At 60.7% G+C, this 26,738-nt stretch carries 23 protein-coding genes; 14 read left to right on the top strand and 9 right to left on the bottom strand.

All coding sequences use genetic code 11. The features are described from left to right. A partial coding sequence (locus COA55_RS09415) for a CocE/NonD family hydrolase (protein WP_290501773.1) occupies window positions 1–842 on the top strand: 842 nt, incomplete at its 5' end. Window positions 843–883: 41 nt separating this feature from the next. On the opposite strand, the gene COA55_RS09410 is transcribed toward COA55_RS09415, so the two are convergent. Continuing rightward, window positions 884–1,249: a VOC family protein gene (locus tag COA55_RS09410; protein WP_231880716.1), complete on the bottom strand. Its 366-nt coding sequence runs from the start codon at window positions 1,247–1,249 to the stop codon at window positions 884–886. Window positions 1,250–1,406: 157 nt separating this feature from the next. On the opposite strand from COA55_RS09410, the gene COA55_RS09405 reads away from it, so the two are divergent. Then, entirely contained in the window at window positions 1,407–2,606 is a 1,200-nt protein-coding gene (locus COA55_RS09405; RefSeq protein WP_063521131.1) for an MFS transporter, read from the top strand. Here the strand turns inward: COA55_RS09405 and COA55_RS09400 are convergent. The 3 genes from COA55_RS09400 to ompR form a co-directional block, all read right to left on the bottom strand. After that, entirely contained in the window at window positions 2,600–3,172 is a 573-nt protein-coding gene (locus COA55_RS09400) for an outer membrane beta-barrel protein (RefSeq protein WP_290501770.1), read from the bottom strand. The genes COA55_RS09405 and COA55_RS09400 overlap by 7 nt on opposite strands. A gap of 611 nt (window positions 3,173–3,783) precedes the next feature. Continuing rightward, complete coding sequence (locus COA55_RS09395) at window positions 3,784–5,103, bottom strand: ATP-binding protein (RefSeq protein ID WP_290501769.1); 1,320 nt, start codon at window positions 5,101–5,103, stop codon at window positions 3,784–3,786. A 96-nt stretch (window positions 5,104–5,199) separates the two neighbouring features. Further along, on the bottom strand, window positions 5,200–5,910 hold the full coding sequence (gene ompR / locus COA55_RS09390; RefSeq protein WP_007150894.1) for a two-component system response regulator OmpR: 711 nt from the start codon (window positions 5,908–5,910) through the stop codon (window positions 5,200–5,202). A gap of 181 nt (window positions 5,911–6,091) precedes the next feature. Here ompR and COA55_RS09385 point away from each other — a divergent pair, with 181 nt between their 5' ends. The 10 genes from COA55_RS09385 (at window position 6,092) to rsd (ending at window position 18,907) form a co-directional block, all read left to right on the top strand. Continuing rightward, window positions 6,092–7,435 carry an HlyD family efflux transporter periplasmic adaptor subunit gene (locus COA55_RS09385; RefSeq protein ID WP_290501768.1) on the top strand — a complete coding sequence of 448 codons (1,344 nt, stop codon included), beginning with the start codon at window positions 6,092–6,094 and terminating at the stop codon, window positions 7,433–7,435. After that, window positions 7,428–11,039 carry an efflux RND transporter permease subunit gene (locus tag COA55_RS09380; protein ID WP_290501766.1) on the top strand — a complete coding sequence of 1,204 codons (3,612 nt, stop codon included), beginning with the start codon at window positions 7,428–7,430 and terminating at the stop codon, window positions 11,037–11,039. Before COA55_RS09385 ends, COA55_RS09380 begins: the two co-directional genes overlap by 8 nt. A gap of 136 nt (window positions 11,040–11,175) precedes the next feature. Further along, window positions 11,176–11,538 carry a response regulator gene (locus COA55_RS09375; protein ID WP_290501764.1) on the top strand — a complete coding sequence of 121 codons (363 nt, stop codon included), beginning with the start codon at window positions 11,176–11,178 and terminating at the stop codon, window positions 11,536–11,538. Between the two features lie 182 nt (window positions 11,539–11,720). After that, window positions 11,721–14,084, top strand: coding sequence for a Tex family protein (locus tag COA55_RS09370; RefSeq protein WP_290501763.1), 2,364 nt, complete (start codon window positions 11,721–11,723; stop codon window positions 14,082–14,084). A gap of 105 nt (window positions 14,085–14,189) precedes the next feature. Further along, a complete protein-coding gene (gene gshA / locus COA55_RS09365) occupies window positions 14,190–15,752 on the top strand; it encodes a glutamate--cysteine ligase (RefSeq protein WP_290501761.1) in 1,563 nt (520 codons plus the stop codon). A gap of 250 nt (window positions 15,753–16,002) precedes the next feature. Next, entirely contained in the window at window positions 16,003–16,194 is a 192-nt protein-coding gene (locus tag COA55_RS09360) for a ribosome modulation factor (protein ID WP_007150230.1), read from the top strand. 161 nt (window positions 16,195–16,355) lie between these two features. After that, entirely contained in the window at window positions 16,356–16,859 is a 504-nt protein-coding gene (locus tag COA55_RS09355) for a disulfide bond formation protein B (protein WP_290501759.1), read from the top strand. A 7-nt stretch (window positions 16,860–16,866) separates the two neighbouring features. Next, window positions 16,867–17,256, top strand: a complete 390-nt coding sequence (locus tag COA55_RS09350; protein ID WP_290501758.1) for a CidA/LrgA family protein — start codon at window positions 16,867–16,869, stop codon at window positions 17,254–17,256. After that, window positions 17,246–17,974 (top strand): LrgB family protein, encoded by a 729-nt coding sequence (locus tag COA55_RS09345; RefSeq protein WP_290501756.1) that lies wholly within the window; start codon window positions 17,246–17,248, stop codon window positions 17,972–17,974. The genes COA55_RS09350 and COA55_RS09345 overlap by 11 nt, the downstream gene beginning before the upstream one ends. A gap of 432 nt (window positions 17,975–18,406) precedes the next feature. Continuing rightward, complete coding sequence (gene rsd / locus COA55_RS09340) at window positions 18,407–18,907, top strand: sigma D regulator (RefSeq protein ID WP_290501754.1); 501 nt, start codon at window positions 18,407–18,409, stop codon at window positions 18,905–18,907. Window positions 18,908–19,231: 324 nt separating this feature from the next. Here the strand turns inward: rsd and COA55_RS09335 are convergent, their stop codons facing one another. Both COA55_RS09335 and COA55_RS09330 read right to left on the bottom strand, forming a co-directional pair. After that, window positions 19,232–19,951 carry an FKBP-type peptidyl-prolyl cis-trans isomerase gene (locus COA55_RS09335; RefSeq protein WP_290501753.1) on the bottom strand — a complete coding sequence of 240 codons (720 nt, stop codon included), beginning with the start codon at window positions 19,949–19,951 and terminating at the stop codon, window positions 19,232–19,234. A gap of 22 nt (window positions 19,952–19,973) precedes the next feature. Beyond that, window positions 19,974–20,315, bottom strand: coding sequence for a DUF4124 domain-containing protein (locus COA55_RS09330; RefSeq protein WP_290501751.1), 342 nt, complete (start codon window positions 20,313–20,315; stop codon window positions 19,974–19,976). A 265-nt stretch (window positions 20,316–20,580) separates the two neighbouring features. Here COA55_RS09330 and COA55_RS09325 point away from each other — a divergent pair, with 265 nt between their 5' ends. After that, window positions 20,581–21,249 carry a ParA family protein gene (locus COA55_RS09325; RefSeq protein WP_290501750.1) on the top strand — a complete coding sequence of 223 codons (669 nt, stop codon included), beginning with the start codon at window positions 20,581–20,583 and terminating at the stop codon, window positions 21,247–21,249. A gap of 187 nt (window positions 21,250–21,436) precedes the next feature. Here COA55_RS09325 and bioA read toward each other — a convergent pair whose 3' ends face one another. Together bioA and COA55_RS09315 are read right to left on the bottom strand one after the other, a co-directional pair. Beyond that, complete coding sequence (gene bioA / locus COA55_RS09320) at window positions 21,437–22,711, bottom strand: adenosylmethionine--8-amino-7-oxononanoate transaminase (RefSeq protein ID WP_290501748.1); 1,275 nt, start codon at window positions 22,709–22,711, stop codon at window positions 21,437–21,439. Window positions 22,712–22,911: 200 nt separating this feature from the next. Continuing rightward, window positions 22,912–23,376, bottom strand: a complete 465-nt coding sequence (locus COA55_RS09315; protein ID WP_290501746.1) for a TIGR02444 family protein — start codon at window positions 23,374–23,376, stop codon at window positions 22,912–22,914. Window positions 23,377–23,499: 123 nt separating this feature from the next. Between COA55_RS09315 and COA55_RS09310 the strand changes: the two genes are divergently transcribed. Next, window positions 23,500–25,413: an ATP-binding cassette domain-containing protein gene (locus COA55_RS09310; RefSeq protein WP_290501745.1), complete on the top strand. Its 1,914-nt coding sequence runs from the start codon at window positions 23,500–23,502 to the stop codon at window positions 25,411–25,413. A 138-nt stretch (window positions 25,414–25,551) separates the two neighbouring features. Here COA55_RS09310 and COA55_RS09305 read toward each other — a convergent pair whose 3' ends face one another. After that, window positions 25,552–26,718, bottom strand: a complete 1,167-nt coding sequence (locus COA55_RS09305) for an acetyl-CoA C-acetyltransferase (protein ID WP_290501744.1) — start codon at window positions 26,716–26,718, stop codon at window positions 25,552–25,554. Between the last annotated feature and the right edge of the window lie 20 nt (window positions 26,719–26,738).

Raw genomic sequence — 26,738 nt, 5'->3', positions numbered from 1 at the left:
TGGGCCCCATCCGCCTGGCCTGGTTCGACCAGTACCTGAAAGGCATGGACACCGGCGCCGGGGATTTCCCGCCGGTGACCCAGTACTACACCGGCGAAGAACGTTTCGTCACCGCCGCCGACTGGCCACACCCGGACGCGCAAGCGGAAACCTTTTACCTCCATGGCCAGCCCGGCGCCCCCTTGTTCGGCAGTATTTCCCACAGCGCCCCAACCACCAGCAAACAGACCAGCCTGCTGCAGACACCGGTCAATGGCCTGTGCTCCGCCAGCGCCAGCCAGTGGACTGCCGGTGTACTCGGCCTGATCTTGCCGCCCTGCTCGGCACAGGACAACGTGGTCAACCTGTTGGAAGCGGTGTACACCAGCGAACCGCTGGAAGAAGACATGGCCATCAACGGCCCGATCACCGGGCAGATCTGGGCGTCCACCACCGCCCTGGATACCAATGTCACCGTGCGGGTCAGCGTGGTGGGCGACAACGGCATTGCCCGGCCACTGACCCACGGCATTCAGATGGCGTCCATGAGTGCCTTTGATGCCAGCAAATCGCGCTTTATGAACGGCAAACTGATCCAGCCCTGGCACCCGTTTAGCGCAGAATCAAAACGTAGCATCAGCCCGCTGACCGCTTTCCGCGCCGATGTGGAAGTGTTCCCCACCAGCGCGCTGATCAAGGCCGGGGAAAAGCTGCGCATCAGCGTAGGCACCAGTGACCTGCCCCATGGCCTGAGCCCGATCCCCGACCTGCTCACCAGCCTGCTGGGCGCCATGACCGTTTACAGCGCCCCGGCCATGCCATCACGGGTGAATATTCCGCTGGTGCCGACCAGCGCCCTGTGACGCCATACCGCCTCTCCACCCTGCTCGGGCAAGAGGGGCGGTTATTCATGCTGCAAAATATTCAACAGCCGACCGAACGGGTCGCGTACATAGAAGCGTCGCACGCCCCAGGGCTCACTCACCGGCCCGTATTCCACCGGCACTCCCGCTTGCTGCATCCGCCTCAATGCCTCGTCCAGATCATCCACTTCAATGGACAGGTCCGGCACCGCTGTGTTTGAACCGCCCTGGGAGCCAAAACTCAGCTGCACCGTCATGGTTTCTGCCGAGCCATAGGTCTGGAACCAGCCATGATCCATAATCCGGTCCAGGCCAAGAATCTCGCCATAGAAGGCCTGCGCCTTGCCCAGATCGTCCGTGGCCACATTGGCCATGATGCGTGTCACCTTCATCGTTACCCCTGTCATTCTTTCTTCATTCTTGCTGCATTGTTCTTGCTGGCGTTTTCTTGCCTGCTCCAGGCACTAAACCATTCTTTCGCATGCTAGAATGAACCCTGTTCAATATCGACAGTCTCATCCCATCCGTCACAGACCTGCCCGCTGCCTTCATCCAGGAACCCTTATGTCCTCCGACTCCAGTCGCTTGCTTCGCCTTTCCCTCGCTCTGGCTCTGGGGGGCTTTGGCATTGGCAGTGGCGAGTTCGTCATTATGGGACTGATGCAGCGCGTGGCCACCGACCTGCAAGTCCCGGTGCCGGATGTGGGCTATGCCATCAGCAGTTATGCGCTGGGGGTGGTGGTCGGTGCACCGCTGATTTCCGCTCTGGCGGCCCGGGTGCCCCGGCGAGGACTGTTGATCACCCTGATGCTGGTGTTTGCCGTGGGCAACATGGCCAGCGCCCTGGCCACGGATTTCTGGACCTTCGTGGCCCTGCGCTTTCTGGCCGGGCTGCCCCATGGGGCCTACTTTGGTGTCGCCGCCCTGGTGGCAGCCTCCGCCGTGCCCTATCACATGCGTGCCCGCGCCGTCGCCCGGGTGATGAGCGGGCTGACCATTGCCATCGTGGTTGGCGCGCCCCTGGCCACCTGGGCCGGCAATCTGTTCGGCTGGGAAGTGGCCTTTATCGGCGTGGGCGTGATTGCCCTGTGCACCGCCCTGTTAATCCGCCTGTGGGTACCCGCCCAGGCGCCGGACCCGAACGCCAGCCCACGTCGCGAATTGTCCGCGCTGGTCAAACAGCGGGTGCTGTTCACCCTGGGGGTCGCCAGCATCGGTTTCGGCGGCATGTTTTCGGTGTTCAGCTATGTGATGCCCACCCTCACCGAGCAATCCGGCATGGCGGAAAGCTGGGGCCCCATGGTGCTGATGATCTTCGGCATCGGCACCATCATCGGTAACTTTGCCGGTGCCCGCGCAGCAGACGGCAACTTGCTGCGTGCCATACCGCGTATTCTGATCTGGTGTGCGCTGATTCAGGCCGGCTTTTACTTTGCCGCCGATTGGCCCTTGCCCGCCATCCTCTTCGTGGGGCTGGTCGGCACCAGCATGGCACTGGGCCCGGCCCTGCAAACGCGACTCATGGATGTGGCAGAAGACGCCCAGACCATGGCTGCCTCCATGAACCATGCCGCGTTCAACCTGGCGAATGCGCTGGGCGCCTGGCTGGCCGGCGTCACCATCAAGATGGGCGCACAATGGTCCGCCACCGGCCTGGTAGGGGCGGCCCTGGCCATGGGCGGATTGCTGATTTTCCTGGCCGGCCGCAGCCTGGAAAAACGTAACGCCGTTACCACCGGCCTGCCCGCACAGACCGATCAATAACGGAACAGATAGCCCACGTTAACGGTGGTCAGGTCATTGTCGTCGTCATCCAGCTGCAGCCATTCCACCGTCAGGGCATTACGTTCGTTCAGCTTGATCGACGCCCCCATGCCGTAGGAGGGATCGCTGGCCACATCGTCTTCGCTATCGCCGCCGGCCACGGTGACCTCGCGCTTCACCGAGGAGTGCCCAAGTAGCACATAGGGGGACAGCGGCAAACGGTAACTCAGGCCCATTTTCAGATAGCCACCCACCAGCCATTGCGGGTCCACGCTAACCCGGGCCGTCTCCAGCCCGCCCTCATCGTCACTGACGCCATAACCCAGCCGCGCTTCCAGCGCGAGCAGGGTGTTGTACTGCCAGCCCCACACCGCCTGAACGCTGCGCGGTTGTGCATCATCACCAACAGGGATCTGCTGATCGAGCAGGTTGTACTGCACGCCCGCATAACCGGTCCGCAACGGATCATCACTGGCCCGCAGCGGCGCACTGACAATGACGCCAACCGCAACCAGCATGGCCAGCCCCATGCGCATCCCGAAAACTCGTCGTTGGTGTATTGTCATTACCGCTCCCTGGGTTATAAGGCTGGGCGACCGACGCCTCACGCCTCAAAGCTTAGATCAAAACCGGAGAAAGAACAGCGCTGATGTCGCTTCCGGGTTCGAGCATCAGGCGTCCGAAGAATTTACCCAAACGAAAAAAAGGCCGCACAGGCGTGCGACCCAAAACCTCTCGTGGCACACAGGCCACAACAGGCTATCGGCATTCACAACACAAACATTAACCCAACCTGGTTAACGCCCGTGAGGATCAGCGAATAGAATCTGGCTGGAAATACAGGTCATCGTGGTGGCAACCACACGGCGAGGATATTCATAAGGCGCTCTCCCAAGTCCATTTGGTGTTCGCCCTGCTGCCTGCGCGCTGTGCCCGCTTCTTGTCCCATTCACCTGTTCACGGTTATGTTTTCGAACAGGTTGGCAGTGGCATCAACAACGTATTGTTGCAACAGGATCCATTTTTTTCATCGTTATTATTGGCTGTCTGTCATTGGTGTTTTTCCAGTTACCCATGCCAGTAACTGCGTACTAGAATGCACCGACCCTTACACTGCAAACCTTGCGCCAGCGCACATTCCGGGCCACAAAATGTGGTTTTTTGTTACCGGAAAACCTTATCTCACACCGGCGGAAAGGGGCTCCGGTTGCACGAATTTACCGGTTACCGGAAAACGCACTTCCACTAACAGCCCGCCATGGGGATGGTTGGCCAGCTGAATTTCACCATGGTGCATGTCCACAATCCGTTTCACGATCGCCAGCCCCAGGCCACTGCCACTGAGCGTGCGCGCCTTTTCGCCCCGGGAAAACGGCTGTAACAGCAGAGGGATGTCTTCTTCACGCACGCCGCGCCCATGATCACGCACGGTAAGCACTACCTTGTTTTCGGTAACAGCGGTGCGAATTTCCACCGGCGAGGCACCGTACTTGAGGGCGTTACCCACCAGGTTGGCCAGCATTCGTTTTACGGTCAGTCGCTTGAGCATTAACCGGGGCAAATCTTCCAGTTCGAACCGTAGCTGTTCGGCCGGGTACTTGCCGGCCACTTCCTGAATCAGGTCATTCAGGTTTTCAAAATCCGGCTGCTCATCCGCCCCGTCACGGATAAAGGAAATAAACTGATCGAGGATCGCATCCATATCCTCAATGTCTTCGACAATGCCTTTTGCCAGCTCTTCGTCCTGCATGAATTCCGCCGACAAACGCAGACGCGTCAACGGGGTTCGCAAATCATGGGACACCCCGGCCAACAGCAACGCCCGATCTCGCTGGGCATGCTGCAAGTCACGGGTCATCCGGTTAAAGGCGGTATTCACCGCCTGAATTTCCTCCGGCCCAATGGTGGTATCCAACACCGGCACCGCCTCGCCGCGTCCCACTTTCAAAGCCACTTTGGCCAGCCGGCGCAACGGTAAGTTCAGCCCCCGGGCAATCAGCAAGCCGCCGATGATGGCCAGCAAAGGCACGGTCACCCCCCAGCCCAACAACAGGTAGCGATCGTAATCCCGGAAGAACGCCATGGGCACCCGCACCCACTGCTCACCAAACGACGGCGCATTCACCCACAGAACCGGTTGGCGGTTGTCTTCCAGACGCACCGTCACCGGCTCTTCCAGCATGCCTTCCAGTTCTTCCTGAAAACGGCCCACCACCGGACGCGACAGCAGCATGGTGCCATCGTGCAGCTTTTCCGGAATCGCCACCGCAATGCCAGTGGCATTACCCAGCCGGTCGGCCAGATCCGCATCCGCCGCCGCCCGCGAATCATCAAACGCCAGCTCTGCTTGCAACACCGTCAAGCGGGCGTATTCACGGATACCGGGCAGGTAGGCATTACGGGCAAAGAACCACAGGGTCAGCGCCTGGCTAATTCCAATCACCAGCCCCACCACGATGGCGGAACGGACAAAGGCAGTACGGGGATAGAGTGTCATTGATACATCGCCAGAAGCCGGACGCCGAACGCCAGACAAAGAAAAGAACTCCCGACTTTAAGCGTCAGGCCTCCGGCGTCAAGCGTCAGGCGTTCCTTAATCAGGCACAAACACATACCCCACACCCCAGACCGTCTGGATGTAGCGGGGTTTGGAGGGGTCGTCTTCCAGCAGGCGGCGCAGGCGTGATACCTGTACGTCGATGGAACGCTCCATGGCGGACCATTCGCGGCCCCGGGCCAGGCTCATCAGTTTGTCACGGGTGAGCGGCTCGCGGGGGTTCTGCAGCAATGCCTTGAGCACGGCGAATTCGCCCGTGGTCAGACTTTGCGGATCGCCATCACGGGTCAGGGTGCGGTTGGCCAGATCCAGAATCCAGGGGCCAAAGGTCACGGATCCTTCTTCCTTGCTGGGCGCTCCGGGCAGCTCGCGCACATGGCGGCGCAGCACCGCGCGGATACGGGCATCCAGTTCCTTGGGGTTGAACGGCTTGGGCAGGTAGTCATCGGCGCCGGCATCCAGGCCTTCAATGCGCTCGGCATCATCGCCCTTTGCGGTGAGCATGATGATCGGCATAACGTTCTCGGCCTCACGCAGGCGACGGCAGATCGACAGGCCATCTTCCCCCGGCAGCATCAGGTCCAGCACCATCAGGGAATACAGCTCGCGGGACAGGGCACGGTCCATCTGCTCCGCATCGCCCACCGCCTTTACGGTATAGCCAGCTTCTTCCAGAAACCGTTGCAGCAGGCTACGCAGTCGCGCATCGTCATCCACGACCAGAATCTTGTCTTGTTGTTCGCTCACGGCACCTCCGAAGGTTTACTGGTCCCTGATTTACGCGTTGTGGTCCGAACGTGCAAGAAAATGGCACGAAGAGATTGTATAAAAACATTGCCAGCGTTGAAGATAGGGGCTGCCGATAGGCACTCCCACAAGAAAACGCTAGAGTAGCTGGCTGAGAATCATTATCGATAAAGGATTTCCCTTGCGAGACCGCCTGAAACAACTTCCCCCGGTAGCCTTCGTTATTCTGGGCACGGTGCTGGCGATCATTCTGCTCGCCATCTTCAAACCGTCCGCCCCCACCCGCGACGTGCTGGACAACCATGCCCGGGTGCGTTTCGTGCTGGCCGATCCCCAGGCGCGCTCGCCGCAGATCCAGCTGTTCGGCCGGGTGCAGTCCCCCCGCGCGGCCGGTCTCACCGCCGTGGTCACCGCCAATGTGGACAGCATTCCGGTACGGGCCGGCAACCGGGTCACCGAAGGCCAATTACTGATCCAGCTGGACGACACCGAAGCCGCCCTGGCCCGGGACCGCGCCAAAGCCACCCGCGACGAAGCCGCCGCCCAGCTGGAAACCACCCGGCTGCGCTACCAGAGCGACAAGAAAAACCTGACGCTGGAAAAGAAGCTGGCCCAGCTGTCCGCCGATAATCTGGAGCGCATCCAGTCCCTGCGTGAACGCAAACTGGTGGCCCAGACCCAGCTGGATCAGGCCGAAGAAGCCCAGGCCCGGGCAGACCTGTCTCTCAGCCAGCGGCAACTCAGTGTCAGTGATTTCCGTAACGAGCTGGCGCGCATGGAAGCCCGCCTGGCCAGCGCCGAGGCGCAGCTGGAACAAGCGAAGATCGACCTGGCTCGCACCACCGTCAACGCACCGTTCGACGGCACCATTACCCAGGTGAGCGTGGCCCCCGGCGAGCGGGTACGCCCCGGCGAGCCGCTCATTGACCTGTTTGCCGATACCGAACTGGAAGTGCGCGCGCAGATTCCCGACCGCTACCTGCCGGCCGTTCGCGAAGGGCTGATCGCCGGCGACCTGACCGCCAGCACCCAGCTGGAAGGCCATACCCTGCCATTGAATCTGAAACGGCTGGCCGGGGATGCGGCCGATGCCCGTGGCGGTATCGACGGCCTGTTTGCCTTCAGCGGTGACAGTGCCAAAGGGGTGCCCACCGCCGCGCTGGGCCGCCCGCTGACCATCACCCTGACGCTCCCCGCCCAGCCGCAACTGCTGGCGCTGCCGGCCACCGCCCTGCATGGGCTCAACCGCCTGTACCGCATCGACGACGACCACCGCTTGCAGCGCGTGTCCGCCCATATCGTCGGGGAAGCCATCGATGGCGACCGCTCCCTGCTGTTGCTGCGCGCCGACACCCTGAAAGGCGGCGAACGCATCATGACCACCCAGCTGCCCCAGGCCATCGTCGGCCTGGCCGTGGACCCGCAACCGGTGCCCGGCAGTAACGCTGATACCGAAACCGAGACCCAGAGCAGCAGCCCGGAAACGGATACAGAACCGGATAACCAGGGCGGTGACAGTGAGTGAGTCGCGGGGCCTGATTGCCAGCTTTACCGAACACAAGGTTGCCTCCAACCTGCTGATGGCGCTGATGATCATGCTCGGGGTACTGGGCCTGACCCGGCTGAACACCCAGCTGTTCCCGGATTTCGATTTCGAGTACGTCACCGTCACCATCCCCTGGCGCGGCGCCAGCCCGGAAGATGTGCAACGCTCCATCACCATTCCCGTTGAGCAGGCCCTGAAAACCCTGCCCAACACCCGCAAGTTGATCGCCCGCTCCCAGCAGGGCGCCAGCGCCATCTTTATTGAACTGGAAGACGGCAGTGACCTGGGCCTGGCCCTGGATGAAGTGCGTCAGCGCATCGACTCCATCCGCAACCTGCCACAGGATGCCGAACGCCCGGTGATTCAGAAAATCACCCGCTATTCCCTGGTCACCTCAATTCTGGTGTCCACGGAAAACGGCAGCCGGGAAGAGCTGCGCCCGCTGGTGCGGGAAATGGAAGATGAGCTGCTGGCGCTGGGCGCCGGCAAAGTGGAATTCATCGGCCTGCCGGAAGAAGAAATGGCCATCCAGGTGCCCACCAGCACCCTGCACGATCTGGGCATGACCCTGGGGCAGATCGGCGACAAGGTTCGCAGCTTCAGCCAAGACACCCCCGCCGGCACCGTGGGCCGTGACGACGCCGCCAAACAACTGCGGGCACTGGGCCAGCGCCGTGACGAAAGGGCGTTTGCCGAATTGCCCCTGATCACCACTGCCGACGGCCAGCAGCTGAGCCTGGGCGACGTGGCCATCATCGAACGACGCCCCCGGGATGATCAGGCCACGCTCACCTTCGAAGGCAAACCCGCCATCGAACTGCAGGTGATGCGCGGCGAAGATGACGACATGCTGGACCTGGCAAAAAAGGTTCGTGCATGGGGCGCCGAGCACAAAGATTCGCTGCCCGCCGGCGTCAAAATGACGTTCTATTTCGAAGCCTGGAAGCACGTGCAGGAACGTATTTCCACCCTGCTGTGGAACGGTATTTCCGGGCTGGTACTGGTGGTACTGACCCTCTACTTCTTTCTTAACTCCCGGGTGGCCAGGTGGGTCACGATTGGTATTCCCGTGTCGTTCATGGCCACCCTCGGAATACTCTGGGTGTTCGGCGGCACCATCAACATGATCAGCCTGTTCGGCCTGATTCTGGCCCTGGGCCTGATCGTGGACGACGCCATCGTGGTGGGCGAAGACACCCTCACCCATCTGCAGCAGGGCGAATCCGCCCAGCGCGCGGCCCTGGGGGGTGCGCGGCGCATGTTCTGGCCAGTGGTGGCATCGTCCACCACCACCATCGCCGCCTTCCTGCCGCTGGGCATGATGGGCGGCGCCATGGGCAAGATCGCTTTCGACATTCCCTTCGTGATGATCTGTGTGATCCTCGCCTCCCTGATGGAATGTTTTCTGGTGCTGCCCGGCCACCTGCACCACAGTTTTCGCGGCATTGAGGTCAAGGCCAGTGGCCTGCGCGAACGCATCGACGCCGGTTTCAATCGTTTCCGGGATGAGCGCTTCCGCCCCCTGGTGGAATGGTCCATCGACCACCGCAAACTGGTCAGCGTGTCGGCCGTCTGCGCCTTTATTGTCGCCCTGTCACTGGTGGCCACCGGCTGGCTCAAGTTCACCTTCTTCCCACCGGTGGATGGCGACCAGCTGCGTGCCGTGGTGGAGTTTTCCTCCGGCACCGACAAACAACAGGTGGACAACTTCCTGGCCGAGCTGGAACACACCCTGGAAGAAACCAACGAGGAACTGGGCGGGCATCTGGTCCATACCATCATCAGCCACCACGGCGCCGCCGCCGGCTTCCCCAATATCGGCGGGCGCCAGGACAAGTTCGGTGATGAATACGGCACCCTGGTGGTGGAGGTCTACACCGGCTCGGACCGGGACATCTCCAACGATCAACTGGTCGACGCCTGGCGCGAAAAACTCTCCCTGCCGGCAGGCCTGGATCAGCTGACCATATCCCAGGCCGAAGCCGGCCCACCGGGCAAACCCATCGAAGTCAAACTCACCGGCAGCGATGCTCTCACCCTGAAAGCCGCCTCATTGGCCCTGCAGGAACGCCTCAACGAGTTTTCCGGCGTCAGCAATGTGGATGACGACCTGCCCTACGGCAAGGAACAGCTGACCTTTCAGCTCACCGCCCAGGGCCGCGCTCTGGGGCTGACCCTCAGCGACGTGGCCAGCCAGCTGCGCTCCGCCTTCGACGGCAGCCTGGCGCAGCTCTACAACGAAGAAGACGAGGAAGTGGAAGTGCGGGTGATGCTGCCGGACAGCGAACGTCGACGCTTCAGCGCCATCGAACGCCTGCCCATCATCACCAATCAGGGCGAAGCCATTCCCCTGCGCGACGTTGTCACCTTTGACGCCCGCAAGGGCGTGGACCTGCTGCGCCGCGTCAACGGCGAACTGGCGGTCACTGTCTACGCCGACCTGGACCCGGAACAGGGCAACGCCAACGAAATTATCGCCACACTCAACGAAGGTATCCTGCCGGAATTGAAGAGCCAGTACGGCATCGGCGTGGGCTACGAAGGCAAGCTGCAGGAGCAGGCGGAAAACCTGCAGGATCTGGCCACCGGCGCCCTGCTCGGGCTGGCCATCATCTATATCGTGCTGGCCTGGGTGTTCAGTTCCTATTCCTGGCCAATCGCGATCATGACGGCGATCTTCTTCGGCCTCACCGGGGCGGTCATCGGGCATATCTTCACCGCCCCCTTCGGCATTAAATTCTCCATGTTCTCGGCCATGGGGCTGTTCGGTCTGTCCGGCATTATCGTCAACGACTCCATCGTGCTGGTGAGCTTCTACCAGCAGCTGGTCGCCGAAGGCATGGAACGATTCCAGGCGATTGTGGAGGCCTGTGTACGCCGTCTGCGCGCGGTGCTGCTCACGTCCATCACCACCATCGCCGGCCTCACCCCGATTCTGTTCGAAAGCTCCCTGCAGGCCCAGTTCCTCAAACCCATGGCGGTCAGCCTGGTGTTCGGGCTGCTGTTCGGCACCGGGCTGATTCTGTTGGTGGTGCCCGCCATGCTGATGCTGATTGAGGAGCAGCGCGATCGCATCCACGGACTCAGCCACCATCTGGCGTCAGACAACTGGGGCTCCCTGTTGCAGCGCGCCTGGCGTTTTGATCCGGCTCACTACCGCCAGCAACCCGGCCCGCAGGGCCTGGGCGGCAACCTCTGGTGGGTCATGCTGCTCGGCCCCTTCCTGCTGCTCAAAGTGTTCGGCAACCTTGCCTTGCTCATGGCCGCCGCCAGCAACGATGCCAGCCTGCTGCTGCTCATCCCTGCCGGGCTGGCGTGGCTGCTCATGTTGGGGCTGGGAGCAGCCTTTCTGTGGTGCCTGTTCCGTCGGCGCCACCTGGCGCTGGCGCTGGCGCCGCGCTGGCTGCTGATGACCGGGCTGGGCAGCCTTATCATTGCCGCCCTGGCACCACTGGCAGGGCATCACGGCGATCTGCTGGCCAACAGTTTCTGGGCACTGGCCCGCTGGACGCTGATAACCGCCCTGATTGTGTTGCCCATTCTGCTATGGGGGCGGCGCAGCGCCCACACATTTACCCGGTAAGCTGCCCCATTGCGGCACACATGTGCCACAATTCGACAGCTTACCTTTTGACCCGTCGCTGGTATGATTCGCGATTGGATCGAGACACATATAAAAATACAGCCGATGGGATCAATAGCGGCTTGAGGAGAGCAACATGGCCAAAATTCTTGTGGTGGACGATTCCCCGACCCAGCTGACCAATCTGGTAAAGATTGTCCAGGGTCAGGGCCATGATGTCGTTACTGCCACCAACGGCATGGAAGGGATAGAAAAAGCCCGTCAGGAGCAGCCCGATCTGATCCTGATGGATGTGGTCATGCCGGAACTGAACGGCTTCCAGGCCACCCGCAAGATCACCCGCGACCCGGCCACCGAAAGCATTCCGGTGATTCTGGTGACGACCAAGGACCAGGAAACCGACAAGGTCTGGGGCGAACGCCAGGGCGCCTTCGGCTATGTGGTCAAACCGCCGGTGGAAGCGGAACTGGTCGCCAAGATCAATGAAGCGCTGGGCTGAGTCGCCGTTCGCGGCCCGTCACGCGCGATAACCGAGCATTCATGACCTGCGCCACAGCCACAGCCGCTTTTACAAGTCAATCTATCAACGACCGGATTCATTCCCTATGATTCCGGTCGTTTTGTATTTGAAGAACGCTTGCCGGCAATACGCTCGCAGGCCGCACGCCGTCAGGACATATCATGCGTAGTATCGAACAGATTATTGCCGAAGAAATCGGTTGCCAGGAACGCCAGGTCAACGCCGCCGTCGCCCTGCTCGACGAAGGTTCCACCGTCCCCTTTATCGCCCGCTACCGCAAAGAGGTCACCGGCGGTCTGGACGACACCCAGCTGCGTAACCTGGAAGAACGGCTGCGTTATCTGCGTGAGATGGAAGAGCGCCGCGAGGCCATCCTGAAAAGCATCGCCGAACAGGAAAAGCTCACTCCCGAGCTGGAAAAGGCGATCAAGGCCGCCGACACCAAGACCCGGCTGGAAGATCTCTACCTGCCCTACAAACCCAAGCGCCGCACCCGCGCCCAAATTGCCCGCGAAGCTGGCCTGGAGCCGCTGGCAGACAGCCTGATGAATGATCCCACCCAGGAACCGGAAGCGCTGGCCGCCGGCTACCTGAACGAGGAACATAAAGTTGCCACCGCCAAGGACGCCCTGGACGGTGCCAAACAGATCCTCATGGAGCGCTTCGCCGAAGACGCCGAGCTGCTCACCCGCCTGCGCACCTTCCTCTGGGACAAGGGCCACATCCAGGCCAAAGTCGTCGACGGCAAGGAAAAAGACGGCGCCAAGTTCAGCGACTATTTCGATCACAGCGAAACGCTCAAGGGCATCCCCAGCCACCGCGCCCTGGCCCTGTTCCGGGGCCGCAATGAAGGCATCCTGCATGTTTCCATGGTGCTGCCAGAAGAGCTGGAGAATGCCCAGCCGCATCCCTGCGAAGCCATGGTCACCGCCGTGGCTGACTGGCAGCACGCCGGCCGTGCCGCCGATGACTGGCTCAAGGAAGTGATGCGCTGGACCTGGAAGATCAAGCTCAACACCCACCTGGAAACCGAGCTGCTGGGCCGGGTACGGGAAATGGGCGAAGAGGAAGCCATTCAGGTGTTCGCCCGTAATCTGAAAAGCCTGCTGATGGCTTCCCCCGCCGGCCCCAAGTGCACCATGGGTCTGGATCCCGGTCTGCGCACCGGGGTGAAGGTGGTGGTCGTGGATGCCACCGGCAAGCTGCTGGAACACACCACCGTGTTTCCGCACCAGCCAAAAAACCAGTGGGACCAGTCCCTCAGCAAACTGGCGGCCCTGAGCAAACAGCACGGCGTGGAATTGATCGCCATCGGTAACGGCACCGCCAGCCGGGAAACCGACAAGCTGGCCGGCGAAGTGGTCAAGCTGCTGAAAGACCAGCCGATCCAGAAAATCATCGTTTCCGAAGCCGGCGCATCCGTGTACTCCGCCTCGGAACTGGCCGCCCGGGAATTCCCGGAACTGGACGTGTCCTTCCGTGGCGCCGTTTCCATTGCCCGCCGCCTGCAGGACCCGCTGGCCGAACTGGTGAAAATCGATCCGAAAGCCATCGGCGTGGGCCAGTACCAGCACGACGTGAGCCAGGTAAAACTGTCCCGCTCGCTGGATACCGTGGTGGAAGACTGTGTGAACTCCGTGGGTGTAGACGTGAATACTGCCAGCGCCCCGCTGCTGGCCCGCATTGCCGGGCTTAACAGCACCATCGCCGGCAACATCGTTACCTTCCGGGAAAAGAACGGTGCCTTTGCCAGCCGCGCCAACCTGAAACTGGTGCCGCGTCTGGGCGACAAAACGTTTGAACAAGCCGCCGGTTTCCTGCGCATCATGAACGGCGAGAACCCGCTGGACAGCTCCTCAGTGCACCCGGAAGCCTACCCGGTGGTGGAAAAGATCGCCGGCAAGCATGGTCGTCCGTTGAAAGACCTGGTGGGTGATGTGCCCTTCCTCAAGAAGGTCAACGCCGCTGAATTTACCGACGACAACTTCGGCCTGCCTACCGTCACTGACATCCTCAGCGAGCTGGAAAAACCCGGCCGTGACCCGCGCCCGGAATTCAAGGCGGCAGCGCTCAAGGAAGGGGTGGAAACCCTCAAGGATCTGAAGCAAAGCATGATTCTGGAAGGCACCGTCACCAACGTAACCAACTTCGGCGCCTTCGTGGATATCGGCGTTCACCAGGATGGCCTGGTGCATGTGTCCGCGCTGGCCGACAAGTTTGTGGAAGACCCGCACCAGGTGGTCGCCCCCGGCGATATCGTCAAGGTGAAAGTGCTGGACGTGGACCTGGATCGCAAACGCATCAGCCTGACCATGCGCATGGACGACCAGCCCACCGAAAAAACCAGCGGCCAGCGCCCCGCCAGCAACCGCGCCAATCAGGCCAACAAAGGCAATAACCAACGCCGCGGTGGCGGAGGTCAGCGCGCCGGTGGCCAGCCCCAGGGCGGCGGCGGCACCTTCGCCGACCTGTTTGCCAAGGCCAAGGAAGAGAAGCAGAAGAAGGACAGCAAGAAGCGCTCCTAAACGGGAGTGACTTCTCAGCGTCATTCTATTGCCCCATGATTGTCGGAATTCCGTCACACCCGCGGCCAGCCCCACACCCGGGCGGCCGCACGACAGGCCCCAACCATGAAGCATCTTGAACAGAGAATTCATGCCCTGCTGGATTCAGATGCCGCCGCCACCCTGGCTGGTATCCGTCGCGGCATCGAGAAAGAAAGCCTGCGCATCACCACCGATGGCACCCTTGCGCAAACCCCGCATCCCAAAGCGCTGGGCTCTGCACTGACGCACCCCTACATAACCACGGATTATTCCGAAGCGCTGCTGGAGTTTATTACCCCGCCCAGCACCGAACTGCACAAACCCATCGAGTTTCTCGAACAGCTCCACCGCTATGTGTACAGCCACATTGGCGATGAAGTGCTGTGGGTCAACTCCATGCCCTGCATGATCGGCAAGGACAGTGATGTACCCGTGGCGCAATACGGCAGTGCCAATGTGGGCCGCATGAAAACCGTCTACCGGGAAGGGCTCGGCCATCGTTACGGCCGCAAGATGCAAACCATTGCCGGCATCCATTACAACTTTTCCTACCCGGAAGCATTCTGGAAACTGAACCAGCAACTGGAAGACGACAACGCACCGTTGCAGGATTACATTTCCCGTCGCTACTTCGACCTGACCCGCAATTTCCAGCGCTATTCCTGGCTGCTGGTGTACCTGTTCGGCGCCTCCCCGGCCCTGTGTGCCTCTTTCCTGGCCGGCCGCGAGCACGATTTGCTGGAGCGTTTTGATCACTCCCTGTATCGCCCCCAGGCCACCAGCCTGCGCATGAGCGACCTGGGCTACCAGAACAATGCCCAGTCGTCCCTGGCGATCAGCTACAACAACCTGGATGAGTACGTCAGCACCCTCACCCACGCCATCAAGACACCGGAACCGGCCTACGAGAAAATCGGCGTCAAGGTGGGGGATGAATACCGCCAGCTCAACACCAATATTCTGCAGATCGAGAACGAGTACTACTCGTCCATTCGCCCCAAGCGCACCATCAACCCGGGCGAGCGCCCCACCACAGCATTGCGGGAACGCGGCGTGGAATACATCGAAATCCGCGCGCTGGATCTGAATCCGTTCGAACCGGTGGGCATCAACCAGCAGGAAATCCGCTTTCTGGACCTGTTCGCCACCTATTGCCTGCTGCGCGAATCACCGCAACTGGAAAAATGCGACCTGCATGCCAGCAAGGAAAACCTGCGCAAGGTGGTCTATGACGGCCGCAACACCGCCACCCAGCTCTGCAACTGGGGCAAGTCGGTGAGTCTGAAAGACTGGGCCACGGAAAAGCTGGAGCAGATGCAGCCCATTGCCGAACTGTTTGACCGCGCCCATGGCGGCACCAACTATGCCGAGGCACTGGCGCACCAGCAGGAAAAAGTCGACAACCCCGGCGCCACTCCGTCCGCGCGGATTCTGGAGCAACTGGAAAACCGCAATCAGGGCTTTTTCCAGTTCGCCATGGATCAGGCCCTGGCCCACCGGGATCACTTCCTGTCCCGCCAGCGTTGCGACGAGACCAACCAGCGACTGGAAGAACTGGCCGCCGACAGCCTGGCGGAACAGGCCGCTGGTGAAGCCGCCGAACAGCAATCCTTCGAGGATTACCTGGCCGATTACTTCCGCGACTGACCCAGGCCCGGTGAAGCTCACCCCCTGCGGGGCAGCTTCACCGGAACCCACTATCCCGGCTTTTCTCGCGGAAAGGTGTCAGCGCACCTCACCCTCACGTTGCACTGCGACACATTTCGTTGCACAGGCCACCGATAACGCTGCACCTGGGCGGCGTTTGCTGCATTTGCACAACAAAAATGCGGACTCGCACGCTATGCAAATTGCACTGCAGTGCTACTCTCGATGGAACGTGACAAGGAGCAACGGCATGTCTCCAGATCGGGAACAGTGCGAAAAAGCGTACAATCAGGGCTGCATGTGGGGGATGTCCGGCGGTGACAGCAACCGCTGCCCCTATACGGATGCCCCACTGACACAATGGTGGTTCGACGGCTGGCAAGCCGGCATCGACGCCTGGCACGACCGCAATCTGCAGCAGAAAAACGCCAAACAGGCCTGACGCGAGCCCGCACAACGGTTAGCTCCCTCCCGCCTTGCGGGGGAAGCGTTGCTTGCGCCTTGCGCAGCCGACATCCTGCGTTCCCCCCAGCCGTTCTTCCCCCTTGCCGCCACCGCCGCTTTTGCCTACCCTTCGCCGGTCCCCGACGAAAAGAGCCGCCCATGTCGTCCATTATTCCTGCTCCTCGCCTGCTCAATATCCTCGCCTTGCTGGCCTGCCTGGCCGCCATGGCCGGCGCCCTGTACCTGCAACACGTGGATGGGCTGGAACCCTGCCCCCTGTGTATTTTCCAGCGCGTTGGCGTGATCGCCGCAGCGGTGATCCTGCTGATCGCCAGCCTGCACGGACCCAAAGGCGTGGGTGTGCGGATCTATGGGGCTCTGACCGCCCTGGCCGCCCTCGGTGGCGGCGCCGTGGCCGCGCGCCACATCTGGCTGCAGAACCTGCCGGCAGACCAGGTACCCGCCTGCGGCCCCGGGCTGGACTACATGCTCGACGTGTTTCCCCTGCAGAACGTCCTCCAGCAAGTGCTGGCCGGATCCGGCGAGTGCGCAGAAATGGACTGGTCATTTCTCGGCCTGAGCCTGCCGGCCTGGTCCATGGTGGTGTTTGCCGGACTGCTGGTGGTCGCCCTGATCCAGATGTTCCGCCCGCTGCCCCGCTGAGCCCGTCATGATCGATGGCCTGCTGATTCTCCTGTTATTCCAGTTTTTCGGTGAGGTGATTATTCGCCTCACCGGCATTCCCCTGCCCGCCTCCGTGGTCGGCATGGTGCTGCTACTGCTGGCATTACTGCTGGAAGCGCCGTTCACGCAACGGGTGGCGCCCGCGGCCGGCGGTCTGATCAAGCACATCAGCTTGCTGATCTTTCCGCTCGGGGTGGGCATCGTGCTGCAGTGGCACCGCTACGAGGAGTATGCGCTGGCATTGGGCGTGGCCGTGGTGCTGGGCACCATTCTCAGCATGATCGTAGTCACCCTGATGCTGAAAAAACTGCTGGGTGGCAAGCACCGGGAGCCCACCAGCAAACCGGCTGGCCGCGGAGGTGACCATGCTGATTAACCTGGATCAGCTGGCCGAACTGGTCCACACGCCGCTGTTTGGCCTGCTACTGACGCTGGCCAGCTACCGCTTCGCGCTGTGGGTTTACGGGCGCAGTAACAGCCTGCCCATTTTCCACCCCTTCCTGGTGGCCTCGATTCCGGTGATTATCGTGCTGCCGCTGGTCAACGTGGACTACGAGGAATATCGCGAACAAACCCAGATGATTTCCTTTTTATTGGGTCCCGCCACCGTTGCACTGGCCTGGCCGTTGTACCGGCAACTGCACACCGTGCGCAGCGTACTCAAGCCCATTATCGTCGCCACCCTCCTCGGCGCGATCATCTCCGCGGCCATCGCCGTAGGCCTGGCCTGGTGGCTGGGCGCCCCACCCGAAGTGGTAGGCTCTCTGGCCCCTAAATCCATCACCACGCCAATTGCCGTGGAAGTGGTGAAATCCACCGGCGGCTATGTGTCGCTGGCGGCCGGCGCCGTGGCCATTACCGGCATTGTCGGCGCGCTCGCCGCCGGGCCCATTTTCCGGCTGCTCAAGGTCAGCGATCATCGGGTAAAAGGCTTTGCGCTGGGGCTGGTGGCCCATGCCATCGGCACCGCACGGGCTTTCGAATACGGCGAAAAAGCCGGCGCCTTTGCGGGCCTGGCGCTAGGCCTGTGTGGCCTGGTCACCGCACTGGCACTACCCTGGCTGTGGCCCTGGGTGGCGCAGCATCTCGGCTAACGCGGATTAACCTGAAGCATTACCGCTGTGCCAGCTCAACCGGAGGGGCGGCATTGCTCGTTTTGCAGGACGCAAGAAGCCTGATGCCTGACATTACACCCCAAAGCAAACCGGTGGTGCGACCACAACCCGACCCGGTTTGCACAGCCGTCTGGCGTCAAGCACGAGGCATCAGGCGTTCCTATCCGCCGTTACAAAGCACTAAAAGCCCCTGTCTTATAAAAAATCCGTCTTTAGCAACAAGTGGCTGACGCCGCGCTGTTTTTTCCACTGTTTGTGGCTACTCCGCAAAAAGGTCACTTTCTGCCCATTGCGCCCCCATCACCCTCCATCCTAGTCTCGATAGCCCTGCTGAAGAATCAAAACGACCGGTCGCCCAGCAGCCTGCGCCGGCCCAAGGCAGTCTCAGCCATTCACTAAGGAGGGAACACAATGGCGAGTTCCACATCTGCAGCACTGGCTCAATGGCAACGCATCGAAGCACTGGTTCAGGCCTGGCTGGATGAACGCCAGCAGTTGATTGTACTGTTGTGCACCATGCAGGGCCTGAAAGGGCTTTCCACCGCCCAACCCTACGAAAACCAGCAACCCATGCATCGTCAGGTGCAGCGCTTCTGCCAACTGCTGATGGATTACATCAGCGCTGGTTATTTCGAGGTGTATCGGGAGCTGGTCAACGAAGCCCGGCATTTCCACCGGGACAACCCGGCACTGACCCGGCAAATTCTGCAAAAGCTCGACAACTCCACCGATGCGGCGCTGGCCTTTAATGAGGATTTCGAACACGCGGACCAGTGCCTGGCCCAGCGCAAGGTGTTACCCCAGCGCATCAGTGCACTGATGGAAACCCTGGAGGAACGCTTTGCCCTGGAAGATCAGCTGATTCTCAGCATCCACCAGCAGGAACCACCGCGACAGCAAGCAACGCATTAAGAGCAGCAGCAAGCGACACGCTTCAAGCGGCAACACGGAGCAATCCATGGAGCAAGGCTTCACTGCCCGTGCTCCGCGCGTCAAGGTTAATTGTAGGAGCGCCGCTTGGGGCGCGAATGAAGGAGGCTACCAACCATACAGGCTTGGCAGCTTACTCGGTTAAAGCCTCCTGAGCTCTGATATTCCTGACCGCCCCTTGGGCGGCTCCTTGCCAAGGCAAGGTTCGCGTCTCAAGCGACGCTCCTACAGCGGCCTTGTAGAAACACTGATCCACCAAAAAGGGCGCCTTTCGGCGCCCTCTTGGTAGCAACAAACGCTCGGCGATTACTCTTCGCCTTGCGCCTCATCACCACTGCCTTTCACATCCAGCAGCTCGATTTCGAAAATCAGCACCTGGTTCGGGCCGATGTCGCCACCGGCGCCTTGCTCACCGTAGGCCAGTGATGGCGGCAGGACGATTTTCCATTTGTCGCCTTCCTTCATCATCGGCAGCGCTTCCTGCCAGCCCGGAATGATCTGCTGCAGGCCGAAGGTCGCAGGCTGATCACGCTCTACGGAGCTGTCGAACACAGTGCCGTCGGGCAGCGTGCCGTGGTAGTGCACTTCCACGGTGTCTTCCAGAGTCGGAGACGGCGCTCCTTCTTCACCGGAGGCCAGCACTTCGTACTGCATGCCGCTGTCGGTAACGGTCACGCCGTCACGTTCAGCATTGTCCGCCAGGAATTTTTCGCTGGCTTCCAGATTCTTGCCAGCTTCTTCTTCAACCTTTTTTTGCTGGGCGGCCATCATGCGGCCCTGGAAATCACGGATCAGCTGATCCAGATCTTCATCACCCAGACGGGACTCGCCTTTCTCGTCGAAGCCATCACGCAGGCCTGCAACCATGGCATCCAGATCCAGGTTTTCCAGGCTGCGCATCTGCTCGGCACTGCGGAAACCCAGTGCATAGGACGCCTTCTGGTCATCCGTTTTCACTTCTGCGTTGTCCTGACCACAAGCGGCCAGCAAGACCGTTCCTGCCAGCACGATTCCCAATTTCTTCATTCTGCCTCCAATTGGCCAACTGTTATTGTTTCTGTTGTGTCTCTTCCAGCCCCTTGCCAGCACGCATCTGTTCCGCGCTGATGGTGTCCGGAGCCTTTACCGTAATGGGTTCCGCCGATACACCCGGCGGCGGAATCTGGCCATACTGCCAGTTTCCATCGGGGTCACGCCAGCGATACAGCTCCGTGTCACCCTTTTTTTCCAGCCAGGGAGACAGGCTCCCGTCAAACAGCTTTTCCGGCTGTTGCCAGTTCTGTTCCACATGCTGCCAGTTTAGCAATGGCTTGCCGCCACCCAGCGGCACAATAAACAAGGCCGCCAGCACTGCCAGCAGCAGTACAACAATAATGAGCAAAAAACGCATAATGCCGGATTCCCCTGTAGAGCCCCTTCACGGGATCGAGTTCCCCATGGGAGCAAAATAACATCACAATTTACATCACTTATGCCACTTTTGCGGTAGTGTTGGATTTGTGAGCAGAATCACCCTTTCTTCCGACAATCAACGCACCGGCATTAGGGGCAGGTAGAATCATACGAAATAACCATAAAGAAACGGTATGAACAGCGCACAGAATAGCCCATCCACGGGGATCGGCTCCCAGCACAGATCCCACGGATCGCGTTTGGTGATTCTGGTCGCAAACAGCAAAGGGGGTTGCGGCAAAACCACCATCGCCACCAATCTGGCTTGCTATTTCGAAGCCTTGGGGCGCCCGGTATGTCTGATGGATCTGGACCCGCAGCAGTCCGCCACCCAATGGCTGAAAATGCGCCACTCCGCCACCATTCAAGGCCTGAGCTGGCCTGCCGGAGAACCGGTTTCCCTGGGCCGTCTGCAGCAACGTCTGGATCAGGCGGGCAATCTGGTCATCATCGACTCTCCCGCCGGGCTTGATCCGCATCAGCTGGATCATCTGATGCGACTCTCCCAGGTGGTGCTGGTTCCTGTGCTGCCCAGCCCCATTGATATCCGCGCCACCACCCGCTTTCTGCAAAGCGTGATGCTCACCCCCAGCTACCGCCGGCGCCCCCGACGGCTGGCAGTGATCGCCAACCGGGCACGCACCCGCACAAAAATGTACGAAGCCCTGCGTCAATTTCTTTCCAGCCTGAAAATTCCCTATCTGGTCACCCTGCGCGACACGCAGCTTTATGTGCAGGCCATGAGCCAGGGCGAAGGCATCATGGATGCCGCCGTCTCCCGCCACCTTGAGGACCAGCAACACTGGCGGCTAATCGGCGAATGGCTGGAGGTACAGCGGCATTTAATACAGACCATGCCGGGGTTTCGGTAACCCACCTGTAGGAGTTCCCTTTCAGGGGACGAACCGCGTGTAAACGCGGAATTGCTCACAGGGCCGATCAGGTTCTAGATCGACTCATGACAGTGCGGCAGGTGAAAGCTCTTGTAGCCTCGCTTCGCGAGGTTCGTCCCTGGAAGGGAACGCCTACAGCGGGTTTGTAGAAAGTTAGGTCTTAACGTCAACTGCCCTCTGCCAAATCCCGCATGGCCCCGGTGAGCTTGCTTAAATCCTCCGGCTCGATCACGAACGGCGGCATGATGTAGACCAGCTTGCCGAACGGACGAATCCATACGCCCAGCTCCACAAAACGCGCCTGCACCTGCTCCATGGCCACCGGTTCTTTCATTTCCATCACTCCGATGGCGCCCAGCACCCGGGTATCGGCCACCGCAGGCAGCGTCTTCAACGGCAGCAATTCCTCCTTGAGCTGACTCTCGATGGCGGCCACTTTTTGCTGCCAGCCGGAATCCAGCAGTAACTGGATGCTGGCGTTGGCCACGGCGCAGGCCAGCGGGTTACCCATAAAAGTCGGCCCGTGCATCAGCACCCCGGCCTCCCCCTCACAAATACCCGCGGCTACCTGACCGGTACACAACGTGGCCGCCAGAGTCATGTAGCCCCCGGTAATCGCCTTGCCCAGGCACAGGATATCCGGGCACACATCCGCATGCTCCAGCGCAAACATCTTGCCGGTGCGACCAAAACCCGTGGCGATTTCATCAAAGATCAGCAACACACCGTACTCGTCACACAGGGCCCGCACCGCTTTCAGGTAGGTGGGATGATAAATACGCATGCCGCCAGCGCCCTGCACCACCGGCTCCAAAATCACGGCGGCGATCTCCTGGTGATGGGCCGCCAGCATCTGCTGGATGGAATCCAGATCCGCCGTATCGAAATCATTGTCATAGGGGCACTGCGGTGCCTCAGCAAAATAATGTTTGGCCAGCACGCCACTGAACAGCGAATGCATGCCGTTGACCGGATCACAGGCCGCCATGGCGCCAAACGTATCGCCGTGATAACCGTTGCGCAGGGCCAGCAGTTTGTCCTTGCCGGTGTATCCCTGGCTCAGCCAGTACTGCAACGCCATCTTGATCGCCACTTCCACGGCCACCGAGCCGCTGTCGGCCAGAAACACTTTCTCCAATGGATCGGGGGTCAGCGCCACCAGCTTCTTGCCCAGCTCCACCGCCGGTTCGTGGGTCAGCCCGCCGAACATCACATGGGCCATACGATCAATCTGGTCTTTTGCCGCCTGGTTAAGCACCGGGTGGTTATAGCCATGCACGGCTGCCCACCAGGACGACATGCCATCGACGAGTTCACGCCCGTCATCCAGCGTCAGCCTCACCCCGGCGGCACTGGCCACGGGAAAGGTGGGCAGCGGTTTCGAGGTAGACGTATAAGGATGCCAGAGGTGGTCACGATCGAAATCCAGGTCGGTGCTCATGGGATGGTCCGAATAAAACGTGGACAGGAAGAATGGCAGCGGCGGGGGGAAAGTTCAAAGTTGAAAGTGGTAACACGCGATTTCTGCAGGAACACCGCTTGAGGTGCGAACCGCGTGTCAACGCGGAATCGGCGGCAGGACAATCAGGCGCTCCAGGGCTCAACAGGCTTTCTGGAACGGGACGGGAGTAGCGGCAATGCCTAGAGCGCAACCAACTCATTGAGCGATTTCTGCAACCCTTCACACTGCGCCGTTTCCGGGATCAGCACCAGCAACCAGCCCATCGGGTCCACCGGTTTGCCGGCCGGCAGCAAGGTATCGCAGAGCATCGGCAGAGAGGTCAACAACCAGCGCTCGCCTTCCAGCTCCACCTGCTGGAGTTGCCGCTTGAATTCGGGCAACCGCTCATCCTGCCCGGCCTTTCGGCGCACCGCCCGCAGAGGTCGCAGGTAATCCGACTCGAACTGCCCGGCCAGTTCCGCCAACCGCCGGCCCACCTTGGCATCCGGCTGCTTGCCCAGCTCGGCCAGCCACAGCCCACACAACAACAACGACACCGGCACCTGATATTCATCCTGCAAATGCAGGCAGGTTTTCTCGAACGCCTTGTCCTGCCAACGGCCCAGCGCGAAACGCCACAGATCCGGTTTTATCTCATCACTCACGGGTATCCCCTGATTCACCGTCCGCTGACGGGTTGGTGCTTAAACAGGCCATCGCTTACACTGCGCCGGTTTCCTGCGCGTCTACACTTGCACGCAGGCCACTGTCTTGGAAATAGGCTCACCATGCTGTCTCTCGAACATATCAACCTTCGTCGCGGCCCCGACCTGCTGCTGGAAGATGCCAACCTGGTCTTGCACAAGGGCTGGCGCGTGGGGCTGGTGGGCCGCAATGGCAGCGGTAAAAGTTCGCTGTTCAAGCTTATCATGGGCGAGCTGGAGAGCGACGGCGGCAACCTCAATCTGCCTGCCGACTGGCGCCTGGCCATGATGGCCCAGGAAGTACCGGCACTGGACCAGCCAGCCATCGATTACGTGCTGGACGGCCACCATGCCCTGCGCGCCGCCGAGCGCAAACTGGCGGCCGCCGAACAGGCCGGCGACAACCACGCCATTGCCCTGACCCACGGCGAGCTGGACGCGCTGCACGCCTGGCAGCAACCGGCCAACGCCGCCGTCCTGCTGGCGGGCCTGGGCTTTAGCGAAGCCCAGCAACGGCAGCCGGTCTCCAGCTTTTCCGGTGGCTGGCGCATGCGCCTGAATCTGGCCCAGGTGCTGATGAGCGATGCTGACCTGCTGCTGCTCGATGAGCCCACCAACCACCTGGATCTGGATGCCATTCTGTGGCTGCAGAGTTATCTGATTCAGCAGCCCGGCGCGCTGCTGGTAATCTCCCACGACCGGGCATTTCTGGATGCCATCGTCACCCAGATTTTGCACATCGAGCATAACAGCCTGAAGCAGTACACCGGCGGCTATTCCGACTTCGAGCGCGAGCGCGCCGAGAAGCTTGCTCTGCAACAAAAGATGCATGACAAGCAGCAAACCCAGGTCGCCCACCTGCAAAAATTCATTACCCGCTTCAAGGCAAAAGCCAGCAAGGCCAAACAGGCCCAGAGCCGGGTTAAGGCGCTGGAAAAACTGGAACTGATTGCGCCCGCCCATGTGGATTCCGGCTTCAGTTTTGATTTTCACAGCCCGGAAAAACTGCCCAACCCCATGGAGAACCTGGACGCGGTGCAGTGCGGTTACAGGAACGACGGCGCCGACATTGTCATTCTCGACCGGGTAACACTCAGCCTGCGCCCGGAAACCCGCATCGGCCTGCTCGGCCCCAATGGCGCGGGTAAATCCACCCTGGTGCGCACCCTGGTCGGCGAGCTGCCCGCTCTGGGCGGCCACTTTGAAAAAAGCGATGATCTGAAAATCGGTTACTTCCATCAGCAACAGGTGGATCGCCTGGACGCCAACGACACCCCCTACCAGATGCTGTCGCGCTTCTACCCGCAATGGAGCGAATCGCAATTGCGCAGCGAACTGGGCCGCTTCGGTTTTCAGGGCAATGATGTGTTTGCCCCCATCGGGCGTTTTTCCGGTGGTGAAAAAGCCCGCCTGGCGCTGGCCATGATCGTCCAGCAAAAGCCTGCCCTGTTGTTACTCGATGAGCCCGCCAACCACCTGGACCTGGACATGCGCGAAGCGCTGACCCTGGCCCTGCAAGCCTTCGAAGGGGCCGTGGTGCTGGTCTCCCACGACAGGCATTTGCTGGAAACCACCGTGGACGATTTTTTCCTGGTGGCCAACGGCAGCGTCAGCCATTTCGACGGCGACCTGGACGACTATGCTCGCTGGTTGCAACAAAACCGCCGCGACGGCAAACCGGTGAAAGAAGAGAAAGCCAGCGATGGCCAGGACGCCAAGGCCCGCCGCCAGCAAGCCGCCCAACAGCGCCAGCAGTTACGGCCGTTGAAAAAACAGGTGGAAACCCTGGAAAAACAGCTGGGCCAGTGCAGCGAGAAATTAATCGCTGTGGAAGCGTCGTTAGGTGACGACACGCTATATACCGACGCAAACCGCAAGGATGAAATGAACAACCTGCTGGCAGACCAGGCCCGCCTGAAGCAACAGCACGACGAACTGGAAGGGGCGCTACTGGAAGCCATGGAAGCGCTGGAGGAGGCTGAAAGCGCCCTGCCGTAATCCCCATCAGGCAATGATGGCGCGTGATATTCACCCTACTCCGCGAAGAACCAACAAAAAGCCGGCCCGAACAATTCGGACCGGCTTTTTCATGGAATGGCAGCCGTGGTCAGCTCGGCTTTCATTCTTTTGCTGCTATTACAACACTTCGATAATGGTCGCGTTAGCGGTGCCCAGGCCTTCGCAGATGGCCAGCAAACCGTACTTGCCGCCACGGCGTTTCAGCTCATACACCAATGTGCCCATCAGCTTGGAACCGGTGGCCCCCAGCGGGTGGCCCAGCGCCTGGGCGCCACCGTTCACGTTCAGTTTTTCGTAATCCGCACCCAGGGCCTTCATCCAGGCCAGCGGCACGGAGCCGAACGCTTCGTTGACTTCGTACAGGTCGATATCCGCCATGGTCATGCCGGCCTGCTTGAGCACTTTTTCAGTCGCCGGGATCGGGCCTTCCAGCACCATGGTCGGGTCAGAACCCACCACCGCCATGGCGTGAATACGCGCCAGCGGCGTCAGGCCCAGTTCCTTGACCGCTTTTTCGCTGGCGATCATCACCGCCGAAGCGCCGTCGGTAATCTGGCTGGCATTGGCAGCACTGATATGGCCCCCTTCCTGCAGCGGCTGCAGCGCCTTGATGGCCTCCAGCTCCGCTTCCCAGCGAATCCCTTCATCAACCAGATGCTCTTCCTGGGAGCCGTCTTCCAGGGTCACCGGCACCGGAATGATTTCATCCTTGAAGCGGCCCGCTTCGGTCGCCGCGGCGCCACGCTTGTGGGAATCGTAGGCAAACTGGTCCAGTTCCGCCTTGCTCACCCCGTATTTCTCCGCCATGCGCTCAGCACCATGGAACTGACTGAAGGTTTCCCCCGGATAGCGCTTGCTGATTTCACCGGTAAACGGGTTGCCCATTTCCTTGACGGCCATCACCGGAGAACCGATGGGCACCTGGCTCATGGATTCCACCCCGCCGGCAATCACCAGGTCCTGGGTGCCACTCATCACCGCCTGGGCGGCAAAGTGGATCGCCTGCTGGGAGGAGCCGCACTGACGGTCGATGGTGACGCCCGGCACGGATTCCGGCAGGCAGGAACTGAGAATGGAAGTGCGCGCCACGTTAAAGGTCTGCGGACCGATCTGGCTGACACAACCGAAAATCACGTCATCCACCTTTTCCGGTGCCACGCCAATACGCTCGACCACCGCATCAATAACGCGACCGCCCATATCTGCGGGATGTACCTTGCTCAGCCGACCGTTCTTTTTGCCACCAGCGGTACGCACCGCCGCTACGATATATGCTTCTGCCACCGTGCTCTCCTCATTATCAC

This window comes from Alcanivorax sp. (assembly GCF_002733835.1).
Taxonomy (GTDB): Bacteria; Pseudomonadota; Gammaproteobacteria; order Pseudomonadales; family Alcanivoracaceae; genus Alcanivorax.
This window is presented reverse-complemented; position numbering and strand designations above follow the sequence as displayed.